This window comes from Paraburkholderia humisilvae, from assembly GCF_902859855.1.
GTDB lineage: Bacteria > Pseudomonadota > Gammaproteobacteria > Burkholderiales > Burkholderiaceae > Paraburkholderia > Paraburkholderia humisilvae.
Map to the genome: position 1 here is coordinate 131,267 of NZ_CADIKH010000021.1, position 11,881 is coordinate 143,147.

At 64.5% G+C, this 11,881-nt stretch carries 10 protein-coding genes; 8 read left to right on the forward strand and 2 right to left on the reverse strand.

The genetic code is table 11. The annotated features are described in order from the left end of the window. Positions 1-149: 149 nt before the first annotated feature. The gene (locus HV796_RS22485; protein ID WP_175228706.1) at positions 150-1,706 is read right to left on the reverse strand and encodes an ABC1 kinase family protein; all 1,557 of its coding nucleotides are present in this window, start codon (positions 1,704-1,706) and stop codon (positions 150-152) included. A gap of 294 nt (positions 1,707-2,000) precedes the next feature. On the opposite strand from HV796_RS22485, the gene HV796_RS22490 reads away from it, so the two are divergent. After that, positions 2,001-2,756 (forward strand): DeoR/GlpR family DNA-binding transcription regulator, encoded by a 756-nt coding sequence (locus HV796_RS22490; RefSeq protein ID WP_175228707.1) that lies wholly within the window; start codon positions 2,001-2,003, stop codon positions 2,754-2,756. A 13-nt stretch (positions 2,757-2,769) separates the two neighbouring features. On the opposite strand, the gene HV796_RS22495 is transcribed toward HV796_RS22490, so the two are convergent. Further along, positions 2,770-3,882 (reverse strand): 2-aminoethylphosphonate--pyruvate transaminase, encoded by a 1,113-nt coding sequence (locus tag HV796_RS22495; RefSeq protein ID WP_377691835.1) that lies wholly within the window; start codon positions 3,880-3,882, stop codon positions 2,770-2,772. Between the two features lie 370 nt (positions 3,883-4,252). Here HV796_RS22495 and phnS point away from each other — a divergent pair, with 370 nt between their 5' ends. The 7 genes from phnS to HV796_RS22530 all read left to right on the forward strand — a co-directional run bounded on the left by phnS (position 4,253) and on the right by HV796_RS22530 (position 11,682). Next, entirely contained in the window at positions 4,253-5,338 is a 1,086-nt protein-coding gene (phnS, locus tag HV796_RS22500) for a 2-aminoethylphosphonate ABC transporter substrate-binding protein (RefSeq protein WP_175228708.1), read from the forward strand. 59 nt (positions 5,339-5,397) lie between these two features. After that, complete coding sequence (gene phnT, locus HV796_RS22505) at positions 5,398-6,498, forward strand: 2-aminoethylphosphonate ABC transport system ATP-binding subunit PhnT (protein WP_175228709.1); 1,101 nt, start codon at positions 5,398-5,400, stop codon at positions 6,496-6,498. Beyond that, positions 6,476-7,408 (forward strand): 2-aminoethylphosphonate ABC transporter permease subunit, encoded by a 933-nt coding sequence (locus HV796_RS22510; protein ID WP_175228710.1) that lies wholly within the window; start codon positions 6,476-6,478, stop codon positions 7,406-7,408. Before phnT ends, HV796_RS22510 begins: the two co-directional genes overlap by 23 nt. After that, positions 7,408-8,271, forward strand: coding sequence for a 2-aminoethylphosphonate ABC transport system, membrane component PhnV (phnV, locus tag HV796_RS22515; protein ID WP_175228711.1), 864 nt, complete (start codon positions 7,408-7,410; stop codon positions 8,269-8,271). The genes HV796_RS22510 and phnV overlap by 1 nt, the downstream gene beginning before the upstream one ends. A 129-nt stretch (positions 8,272-8,400) precedes the next feature. Further along, the gene (gene phnA, locus HV796_RS22520; protein WP_175228712.1) at positions 8,401-9,657 is read left to right on the forward strand and encodes a phosphonoacetate hydrolase; all 1,257 of its coding nucleotides are present in this window, start codon (positions 8,401-8,403) and stop codon (positions 9,655-9,657) included. After that, complete coding sequence (gene phnY, locus HV796_RS22525; RefSeq protein WP_175228713.1) at positions 9,654-11,117, forward strand: phosphonoacetaldehyde dehydrogenase; 1,464 nt, start codon at positions 9,654-9,656, stop codon at positions 11,115-11,117. The genes phnA and phnY overlap by 4 nt, the downstream gene beginning before the upstream one ends. 4 nt (positions 11,118-11,121) lie before the next feature. Then, positions 11,122-11,682 carry a phosphonate degradation HD-domain oxygenase gene (locus HV796_RS22530; RefSeq protein ID WP_175228714.1) on the forward strand — a complete coding sequence of 187 codons (561 nt, stop codon included), beginning with the start codon at positions 11,122-11,124 and terminating at the stop codon, positions 11,680-11,682. Positions 11,683-11,881: the final 199 nt, after the last annotated feature.

Sequence of the window (11,881 nt, forward strand, 5' to 3'; positions counted from 1 at the left end):
AGCGCGTGTCTTGTTCGAAGCTGCACTGACGGGCGCAGGGGCGGGCGCGGTGCGCTGGCAGGCTAGCGAGACGTGCCGGTTGCGCGAGGCCCGGTCGGCGGGCCGTGTGCGCAACGGCACCGTGATCGGGGCGGCGGCGCGCGCGGCGCTCAGACCATCAGCAGGATCGCAAGCGCGCCGAGCAGCGCGCCGCAGATCGTGCAGGCCCACAGCAATGCGCGCGTGCGGCGGTATTCACGCGTCACTTCGCCGACCAGTTGCGCATGCTGCCGCGCGGTGGCGACGCTGTGCTGATGCTGCAGATAGCGGATCGCAAGCTGCGGAACGCGCGGCACCAGATGGGCGAGATGCGGCAGTTCCTGCGCAATGTGTCTCGCCCAGCCGCGATGATCGAATTCGCGCCGCGCGAGGTCTGCGAGCACACGGCGCGCGATGCTCCAGCTGTCGACGCCCGGATGCAGCGCGTTCGCCAACGCCTCGGCCTGCTCGAATGCGCGTTGCGCGGCGACCAGACGTGGCGCAACGCAGCCGTCGAAGGGCGCAACCGCATGCAGCAGATGGTGGAACAGCGGAGCGGCCGACCGTTCGTGGGATGCGCCCGCGAAGTGCGCTTCGGCGCGCGTGCGCAATTCCGCCTCAAGCTGCTCGGTGCGCGCGTCTTGCGGAACGTGCCCAGCGTTGCGATGCAGCTCGGCAAGCCGCCCGTAATGCTGACCGAACAGCGCGGTCGCGCCATGCACGAAGAACGAGCGCTCCTGCGCGGACAGGTTCGACATCACGGCGAAATCGCCGAGCACAAGCTTGCCATGCGTTTTTGCTTCGACGCTGACGCGGATGCGGCGCGCGTCGAGCGCCGCATGAAAGAATCCGTGCTCGAAGGCCTCATGCGTGATGACCTCGACGATGCGCGCCGCGAGCGCCGGCACGCTGACGTGATGCGCGGCGAGCCCGGCGAAGTCGCTCGCGCGCACGGTGTCGATCCGCTCGATCACGAGGACCGCATCCTCGCACAGGTCCCAGATGACAGCCGGCACCACGACGCGCGGATCATCGGCGAACAGATGCGCGGTCTGGCTCTGGTTGGCCGCTTCCGCCCGCAAATCGAGGCGGCGCATGATCTCCTGGGTGAAGGTCTCCGCGAGTTCGCGCACACGCAGCCGTCGTGCCGCGCGCGACAGCTTCTCGAGCCAGCGTGCCACCCAGCGCAGCAGTGCCGCTTCGTCGGCCATCTGCGTGCGCTGCGCAACGCGCAGCAGCTTGATCTCGATATCGCGATGACCGTCGATCGGCAGCGCGAGCCGTGCGGTGTGAATCTGGTACGCGAAGCCGCTCTCGACCGCGCGCAGGTCGATCGATTCGAACAGCGAGGGCAGCGGCCTGCCGAACGCGGCGGCCAGCGCGTGCCCGGCGGCCTCGGGCGGCAACGGCTCAAGCAGATGGCTGACCGAGTCGAGCGCGTCATGCAGGGTGCCGCTGGCCAGTTCCGGACGCGTCGACAGCGTGTGCGCAAACCCGCCCGCAAGCGGGCCGAGTAGCGGCAGCATGCCGTGCAGACCCGAGCGGCCGCGCTCGGAGTCATGCACGCGCCGGATCAGCGTGACGATCCAGTGCACCTTGTTGTCAGCGGGCGCGGCGAGCCAGACAAGGCGTGCGCCGAAACGCAGCGCGTAGCACAACAGCAGCAGGCGGCGAAACAGAGAGGGCATTGGCTGGATGGTCGGCAGCGCGCATGGTCGGTGCGCGGCATTGGGGGCCAAGCTTAGCAGGGATGCGGCTTCACGCACACTGGCGGGCCGCATGACGGCGTGGTCGATTCGCAGCAATCGTGCGACGCCGTTGCTGGCGGGGCGCATAGCCGTTGTCCGGCGCACCGGTTGATGTCGCGTAATACAATACGCCGGGCTCCTGAATTCGCGCCAGCCGTCCGTGTGCGGCTGCATCGCGATAGAAGCGGATAGAAGCGAAAAAGAAGCGGATAGAAACGGAAAGACGATCGATCGATGCTGGCCGAACAACGTTATCAATACATCCTGTCGCAAGTCTCGAAGAACGGCGCACTGTCCGTGGCGGAGCTTGTGCGCGACCTGAATGTGTCGCGCGAGACGATTCGCCGTGATCTGAACACGTTGGCCGAACGCGGGCTGATCGTCACGACGCACGGCGGTGCATTGTCGAGCGAGCGGCGCGAACCCGATCTCGACGTGCGCGAGGCCGCCAATGCGGCCGCGAAGCGCGCAATCGGCGAGCGCACCGCGCAACTGGTGCCGGACGGCGCATCGGTGGTGCTCGATTCGGGCAGCACGACCCTCGCGGTGGCCCGCGCGTTGATGATCCGCCACCGCCTGTCGGTGTATACGAACGACTGGCGCATTGCGCTGCTGCTCGGGCGGCGCAACGAGAATCGCGTGACGCTGCTCGGCGGCGAGCTGTCCGACATCGAAGACGCTGCGTTCGGGCTCGATACGATCCACCAGCTTGCGCAGTATCACGTCGACTTTTCGATCGTCGGCGCGGGCGGCATTTCACCGGATGCGCATCTGTCCGACTACTCGCGGATGGCCGCCGAAGTCCGCGCGAAGATGATCGAGGCGGGCAATATCGTGATCGTGGTCGCGGACAATTCGAAGTTCGGGCGCATCACGCCGGTACGCATCAGCGGCCTCGAGCGTGCGCGCTATATCGTGACCGAGGTCGCGCCGGAGCGCGCGTTGTCGAAGGCGATCACCGCGCGCGGGCCGGAAATTCTGATCGCCTGATCGCCAGCCGTCGTTATTGCACGCGCAGGTCCAACTGTTCGAGCGTCCTGCCGATTGCCGCGATCGCGTTGCGCATTTCGTTGGCGTCGATGGCGCCGATGCATCCGACGCGGAACGTTTCCACCTGCGTGAGCTTGCCGGGATACAGCACATATCCCGCGTCGCGCACCGCTGCGTAGAAGTCCGAGAAATTCCACTTCGGATCGCGCGGCGCGTGAAACGTGACGATCACCGGCGCCTGCGCGTCGGCGCGCAAAAACGTTCTGAAGCCGAGTGCCTGCATGCCGTCGATCAGCGCCGCGCAGTTGCGTGCATAGCGTGCGCCACGTGCACGCTGTCCACCTTCCGCGGCGAAGCGGTCGAGCGCGCAGCGCAGCGCCGCGACGACGTGCGTCGGTGGCGTGAAGCGCCACTGCGTCGTCTTTCTCATATACGCGGCCTGATCGTACAGATCGAGCGCGAGCGACGGCGATCGGCCTTCGGACGCGTCGAGCACGCTGCGCCTGACGATCACGAAGCCCATGCCGGGCACGCCTTCGAGACATTTGCCGCTGGCGGACACCAGCGCATCGATGCCGCTGGCGCGAAGATCGATCGGCAGCGCGCCGAACGAGCTCATCGCATCGACGATCAGGCCTTTGCGATGCCGCTTGCAGACCGCGGCGATTTCATCGAGTGGATTGAGCAGTCCTGCACTGGTTTCCAGGTGCACTTGCGCGACGTGCGTAATGCGCGGCTCGCGGATGAGCGCCTGTTCGAGCGCGGTCGCGGTGACGGGCTCGTCTTCCCGCAGCGCCAGCTCGACGCAGTCGATGCGCAGCCGCTGCAGGATCCGCACGATGCGTGCGCAATACGCGCCGTTGTTGGGCACGAGCACGCAACCGTCGCGCGGCACCAGCGTGCCGAGCGCCGCTTCGACCGCGAACGTGCCGCTGCCTTGCAACGGCACGCAGACGTAGTCGTGGTCGCCATGCACAATATCGACGAGGTCCGCGCACAGGCTTTGCGTAATCCGGTTGAAGGCGGCATCCCATGAGCCCCAGTCGCGCAGCATCGCTTCGCGTGTCGCGGGCGAGGTGGTGAGCGGTCCCGGCGTCAGCAGAATCGGGTCGTTTCCGAGAATCACAGAAGCTCCTTTGGTCGGCGATCACCTTGAGTCATGCGCACAGATAAAACTCGCATTCGTATGTTGGAGTTTATTGGCAAATTGTGTCAAGTTGTGTAGTTTTTAATGATCGTCACGGGATTGTCATGGAAACCTGTGATTCTTCCCCTGCCTGCCGCGAGACGGCAGGCGGCGGATTCGTCAGATCATGAGCCGCCCTCGCCGGGCTGCGGTCAGCCAGGTTGTCATCGATCTTCAGTTGGCAATCTGTGCGATGTCAGGCGAGCCAAACACAAGCGGTGCGGCCCTTTGCACCGCGTAATCAGAACAGATTCGGGCAGCCCGACGCGCCGGGTTCGGCCGTGGGTGTGGGCCCTTTGGAGAAAACGACATGAGATCGACGAATCAACCTCGCGCTGCCACCCTCGTTCGCAAACTGCTGCCGGCACTCGTTGCCGCGGCGGCGTTCGGCAGCGCGCTGTCCGCGCATGCGGCCGACGCGGTCGTGCTGTACACGGCCGACGGCCTCGAAAACCTCTATAAGGATGTGCTGCCGGCCTTCGAGAAGAAGGAAGGCGTGAAGGTCAATATCGTGACGGCGGGCAGCGGCGAAGTGGTGAACCGCGCGACCGTCGAAAAGGATTCGCCGAAGGCCGACGTGCTCGTCACGCTGCCGCCGTTTATCCAGCAAGCCGCGCAAACGGGCCTGCTGCAGAATTACCAGAGCGTCAACTACAAGAACGTGCCGGCGATCGCGAAGGCGTCGGACGGCGCGTGGGCGACGTTCGTCAACAACTATTTCTCGTTCGCGATCAATCCTGAGGTCGTGAAGAATCAGCCGAAGACGTTCGCCGATCTGCTGCATCCGGACTATAGCGGCAAGATTGCCTACTCGAATCCGGCGACCGCCGGTGACGGGATGGCGGTGATCATCCTGACGACGTCGCTGATGGGCGAAGACAAGGCGTTCGACTACCTGAAGAAGCTCGAGGAGAGCGCAAAGTTCCATACGAAGGGCACTGGTTACCTCGACGTGCTGCTGTCGCGTAATGAAATCGCGGTCGCGAACGGCGACCTGCAGATGGATCTGGACGACTCCGCAAACGGCGGCCTTACGCTCAAGCCGATCTTCCTCGCCGCCGAAGCCGGTGGCCAGCCGACCACGTTCCAGTTGCCGTATGCGATCGGCCTGATCAAGAACGGTCCGAACCAGGCGGGCGGCAAGAAGCTGATCGACTACCTGATGTCGAGCGAAGTGCAGTCGAGGGTGCCGGATATCTTCGGCATCCCGGCTCGCACCGACGTCCCGCTGACCGGCAAGAACGGCGCCGCGGTCAAGCAGGCCATTTCCGGCGTGAAGCTGATTCCGGTCGACTGGAACCAGGTGATGGCGAAGAAGGCCGACTGGACCGCGCGCTGGAAGAATGATGTGATTGGCAATTCGGGCAAGCAGCTTGAAGTCGTGAAGCCGAAATAAGCGCTTCGATCGATCTGCTTCCGACGATTTGCGTCACTGAAACGCTGGAGACAAACCCGGTGAATACTGCGAGTCTTGCTCATCCCGGCGCGCTGGACGGCGCGTCTGAATCACCGGGTATCGCGCGCGCCGCCGTGCCGGGCGGCGTGCAGATCGAGCATCTGACCGTGCGCTTCGGCTCGCGTACGGTGCTCGACGACCTGTCGCTGACGATCGAACGCGGCGAACTGCTGACCGTGCTGGGACGCAGCGGCTGTGGCAAGACCACGCTGCTGCGTTTTATCGCCGGGTTTATCGAGGCGGACGGACTGTCGGGCTCGCTGACGGTTGCGGGCCACGATCTCACGCATGTGCCGCCGCACAGGCGCAACCTCGGGTTGCTGTTCCAGAGCTATGCGCTGTTTCCGCATCTGTCGGTGTTCGACAACGTCGCGTTCGGTTTGCGCGCGCGGCGGGTGTCGTCGAAGGACATCGCGCGACGCGTGGCCGATGCGTTGAAGCTCGTGCAGCTTGGCGATTCCGGACATGTGATGCCCGCGCAGCTGTCGGGCGGCATGCAGCAGCGCGTGGCGTTGGCGCGCGCGCTCGTGATCGAGCCGGACGTGCTGCTGCTCGACGAGCCGCTGTCCGCACTCGACGCCAATCTGCGCGCGTCGGTGCGCTCCGAACTGAAGGCGCTGCATGAGCGGCTGCCGAATCTGACGATTGTTTGCGTGACCCACGATCAGGACGACGCGTTGGTGCTGTCCGATCGCACGCTGCTGATGCGCGAAGGGCGCGTCGCGCAGCTCGGCACGCCGCAGCAGTTGTACGACACGCCGAATGACGCGTTCGTCGCGCGCTATCTCGGCGCGGCGAATCTGCTGCCGCCGCATGTTGTGTTCGCGCTTGGCGATTCCCGCTATACGGAGCGCGAGCGCGTCGCCTGTCTGCGTCCGGAATCGCTGCGCATCGTGCCGCTGGGGCAAGGGCAGTTGCACGGCACGATCGCTTCGGTCGAATGGTATGGCGCTGTGCTGTCGGTGTCGGTCGTGCTCGATGCGATGCCGAACGAGCATGTGCTCGTCACGATGCAGCGCGTGAGCAGCATGACGCCGGAGAAGGGCGCACGCGTGTCCTTGCACTACGAGGCTGACGATGTCGTCCTTATCAAGCCCTGACGCGCTCGGCGCGGCTGCCGGCAGCGCCGATGCGCGCCGTGCGGCGAGCGCCGCCTTGCATGCCGCGCAGAGGCGGCGCCGGGCGCGCGCGTCGCAGTGGCATCTGCTGTTTCTCGCTGTTTTTGTGCTCGGCCCGCTGGTGATCTATCCGCTCGTGCGGCTCGTGCTGCTGAGTTTGTCGGGCGCGCACGGCATCAGCCTGCATGCGTATACGGCGTTCTTCGGCAATCCGGAGACGAGCGGCGTGATCGGCACGACGCTGTGGATTCTGTTCCTGAGCGCGGGGCTCGCGTCGCTGCTCGGCGTCGCGCTTGCGTCGCTGCTGTTCTTCAAGCCGTTTCCCGGCGCGCGGCTGGTCACGCGGTTTCTCGAGCTGTTCGTCGCGTTCCCGTCGTTTCTGGTCGCATTCACGCTGATCTTTCTGTACGGCTCGCAAGGCTCGGTCAGTATCGGGCTGCAACGGCTGTTTCATCTGCAGGCGCCGCCGCTCGATTTCCTGTTCGGCATCGGCGGCGTGATCCTCGCGGAAGTCGTGTTCTATGCGCCGTTTGTCGTGCGGCCGACGCTCGCGTCGTTCGCGATGCTCGATATGCGGCTGGTCGAAGCGGCGCGCAGTCTCGGCGCGAACGGCTGGATGGTCGCGTGGCGCGTGATCATGCCGCTCGCGTGGCCCGGCATCGCGGCCGGCACGATTCTGTGCTTTCTGTTGACGCTCAATGAGTTCGGCATTCTGCTGGTGCTTGGCAGTGCGCATCTTATTACGCTGCCGGTCGCGATCTACAGTTCCGCGACCGTCGATCTCGATCTGCCGACCGCGGCCGCCGGCGCGGTCGTGATGCTCGCGATGTCGCTGTCGCTGTATGCGCTGTACCGCCAGGTTAACCGCCGCAGCGCGGGAGGGCGACGCTAATGGCCACGCCGCAAGACAACGTCGTGCTGCCCGCGGTTCGTCATCGCGCACGCGCGGTGCAGCGCGGTCTCGCGGCGCGCATCGTGGGCGGCGTGCTGCTCGCGTTCGCTGCGCTGTTGTGCTTCTGGCTGTTCGTTTTGCCCGTGATCGTCGTCGCGTTGTCGAGCGTCGCCGCGCATTGGTCCGGGACGATCTTCCCCGATGGCTTCAGCATGCGCTGGTTCGAGCGGCTGGGTTCGAGCGATTTCGACGCGGTGACCACCAGCCTCGAAGTCGGCTTCGGCGTCGCGCTGCTGGGCACCACGCTCGGTCTGTGGCTGGCGCTCGCGCTTGAAGGGCGCGACCGGCGCGGACTGGGCGCGCTGGTCGATACGATCGCGATGATGCCCAATGGCGTGCCGAGTGTCGTGCTCGGGCTGGCGGTACTGATTGCGTATCACAAGCGGCCCATCGATCTGTCGAGTTCGGCGGCGATCGTCGTGTTCGTGCAGCTCGCGCTGGTGTTGCCGTTCTGTTATCGGTGCGCCGCGGCGGCGCTGCGGCCCGAACTGACGGTCTTGCGTGAGGCGGCCGCCAGTCTCGGGGCGCCGCCGTCCATGGTGCTGCGTACGGTCGTGTTGCCGCAACTGGTGCCGGCGATCCGTGCGAGCCTCGCGCTGGGATTCGCGCTGTCGCTCGGCGAACTGGGCGCGACGCTGACGGTTTATCCGCCAGGCTTTGCCACGGTGCCGATTGTCGTGGTCGGCCAGGTTGAGCGCGGTTATTACCTGCCGGCTTCGGCGCTTTCGCTGATTCTCCTGCTGGTCTCGCTCGCGGCGCTGGTGCTGATCGCTGCGCGCGTGCCGAAGCGGCGCGCGGACTGAGGTCCGCGCCGCATTCCAAAACTTTTTTGCGTGGTGTTCCGATGGGGATTTCGACGGTCAATGATGTGGCAAAAATTGTCAAAATGACCGAAAATATGGAAATCGCGCTCGTATCGATGGAAGCCTGTCATGACTAGCCCAGCTCTTCGCCCTATTGAGGTCAACGGCCGGACCTACCGGTTGCCGGCCACGCCGACTGTGGTCATATGCGTCGACGGCTGCGAATACGACTATCTCGAAGCGGCGGCCGCAGCCGGCGTCGCGCCGTACCTGGCGCGCCTGCTCGCGAGCGGCGCTGCGTTCAAGGGCGATTGCGTGATCCCTTCGTTCACCAACCCGAACAACCTGTCGATCGTGTGTGGTGTGCCGCCGGCGGTGCACGGCATCTGCGGCAATTACTTCTGGGACCCGGAGGCGAACGGCGGCGCGGGCGCTGAAGTGATGATGAACGACCCGGCCTATCTGCGCGCCGGGACGTTGCTGGCCGCCGCCGCGCAGGCGGGGGCGGCGGTCGCGGTCGTGACCGCGAAGGACAAGCTGCGTCGCCTGCTCGGCTGGCAGATGAAGGGCATCTGCTTTTCCGCGGAGAAGGCGGATGCGGCCACGCTGGAAGAGAACGGCATCGAACGCGTGCCTGAACTGGTCGGTCTGCCGGTGCCGGATGTGTATAGCGCGGGGCTGTCCGAGTTCGTGTTCGCCGCGGGCGTACGGCTTGCCCAAACGCGCCGGCTCGATCTGATGTATCTGTCGACCACTGACTATATCCAGCACAAGTGCGCGCCCGGCACGCCCGGCGCCAATGCGTTCTACGCGATGATGGATCGTTATCTCGCGCAACTGCACGAACTCGGCTGGGCGATCGCGTTGACCGCTGACCACGGGATGAATGCGAAGCACGATCCGGTGACCGGTGAGCCCAATGTGATCTATCTGCAGGACGTGCTCGACGATTGGCTCGGCGCGCGCACGACGCGCGTGATTTTGCCGATCACCGATCCTTACGTTGTTCATCACGGCGCGCTTGGTTCGTTCGCGACGGTTTATCTGCCGTCTTCGAGTGATACAGAAGTGCTGATCAGGCGGCTTGCTTTGCTGCCGGGCGTCGAGGTCGTGCTCGACAATCGCGCGGCTTGCGAGCGCTTTCAGTTGCCGAACGATCGCGTCGGCGACATCGTCGTGATCAGCAAGCGCGACATCGTGCTCGGTACCCGGCGTGCCGAGCACGATCTGTCCGGGCTGACGGTGCCGCTGCGCTCGCATGGCGGATTGTCCGAGCAACAGGTGCCGCTTGTCTTCAACCGGCGCGTCGTCGGTTGGCCCGCTGACCGGCGGCTTCGCAACTTCGATGTGTTCGACGTCGCGCTCAACCATCTGGTGGCGTCATGAACGCGGCTGTGGTCGATCATCCGGCCGATCATCTGTCATTTCGCAGCGAGGCATTACGTCTTGCGGGCGCGCGTGCGCGGCGCGAACGCACGCTCGATGTGACCGATCCGTTTAGCGGGCTGCGCGTGGGTTGCGTGCCGCTTGCGTCGGTCGACGATGTGCGTGCCGCGTTCGAGTATGCGCATGCCTATCAGGCGACACTCACCCGCTATGAGCGCTCGCAGATTCTCGAGCGTGCCGCGGCATTGCTGCGCGAGCGCGCGGAAGCGGCATCGGATCTGATCACGCTCGAGTCGGGATTGTCGAAGCAGGACGCTCGCTACGAGATCGGCCGCGTCGCGGACGTGTTCAAGTTCGCGTCGATGGAAGCGCTGCGTGATGATGGCCAGAGTTTTTCGTGCGATCTGACGCCGCATGGCAAGCGTCGCCGCGTGTTCACGCAGCGCGAGCCGCTTGCCGGTGTGATCGTTGCGATCACACCTTTTAATCATCCGATGAACCAGGTCGCGCACAAGGTCGCGCCGGCGATCGCGACGAATAATCGTGTCGTGCTGAAGCCGTCGGAAAAGGTGCCGCTGTCCGCGTACTATCTCGCGGACCTGCTCTACGAAGCAGGTTTGCCGGAGCCGATGCTGCAAGTGGTGACAGGCGACCCGCGGGAAATTGCCGATGAGCTGATTACGCATCCGCTCGCGGAACTCGTGACGTTTACCGGCGGCGTGAAGATCGGCAAACACATTGCGGCGCGAGCTGGTTACCGGCGCATTGTGCTCGAACTGGGTGGCAACGATCCGCTGATCGTGCTTGAAGATGCCGATCTCGAACGCGCGGCGGAGCTTGCGGTGCAGGGCTCATATAAGAACTCCGGGCAGCGTTGCACCGCGGTCAAGAGAATGCTCGTGCAGCGCAGTGTGATTTCACGCTTTACAGAGCTTGTCGTCGAAAAGACGCGCGCGTGGTCGTATGGCAATCCATTCGATCCGTCCAACCAGATGGGCACGGTGATCGACGAGGCCGCGGCGCGCACCTTCGAGGCGCGTGTCAATGAGGCGGTCGCGCAGGGCGCGCGGCTTCTGACCGGCAATCGGCGCGACGGCGCGTTGTATGCGCCGACCGTCGTCGACCGCGTCGATCCATCGATGACACTGATTCGTGAGGAGACCTTCGGTCCGGTTTCGCCGATCGTCGCGTTCGATACGCTCGACGATGCGATCCGTATCAGCAACGGCACGCCGTACGGTCTCTCGTGCGGCGTCTGCACGAACCGGCAGGACGCGACCCTGCGTTTTATCAATGAATTGCGAGTCGGCACGGTGAACGTGTGGGAAGTGCCGGGATATCGCGTCGAGCTGACGCCGTTCGGCGGCATCAAGGATTCAGGGCTCGGCTATAAGGAAGGCGTGCAGGAGGCGATGAAGAGCTTTACCCATCTCAAGACGTTTTCGTTACCGTGGGAGTGACATCTTGGCTTTGAGTCTTAGCGATATCCGTGGGCTGTTCGAGGAGTACGGCAGTCTGAATTATGGTGGCGAGCGAGTGAGTCAGCTCGAGCATGCGTTGCAGTGTGGTGCGCTCGCCGAGCAGGAAAACGCCGGCGATGAGCTCGTCGCCGCGGCGTTTCTGCATGACATCGGGCACTTGCTGAACCGGCGCGGTCCGACGCCGACGGCACGTGGCATCGACGATCTGCATCAGTTCTTTGCGTTGCCGTTCCTGCGGCCTGTGCTGTCTGATGCGGTGCTCGAGCCCATCCGCTTGCATGTGGATGCGAAGCGCTGCCTGTGCGCGATCGACGATACGTACTTCAACACGCTGTCGCCGGATTCTGTGCGCAGTCTGGGGTTGCAAGGCGGCATCTTTAGCGATGACGAAGCGCAGGCGTTTTTGCGCAAGCCTTATGCGGAAGATGCGCTGCGCTTGCGCCGATGGGATGATCTGGCGAAAGTCGCGGGCACGGTGACGCCGGACGTCGATCACTTTTTGAGCGTGGTCGAGCGCGTGATGGAGAAGCGCGTAGCGGCTTGAACGTGCGCTTTGCGCTTGCCTGAACGGGGCGTTGATGCATTGCATGTGGGCGTGTGAAGAGGTTCTTCACACGCCCACATGCTTTTCAAAATACCACTTGCACGTGCTGCGGCGAGTGACTAGAATCTCGGTCTTTCGCGCTCTGAGCGGCCTCGTTGCGAGGCATAAGCGGGAGGGTGCGGAAGGCGGGAGCGCCAGT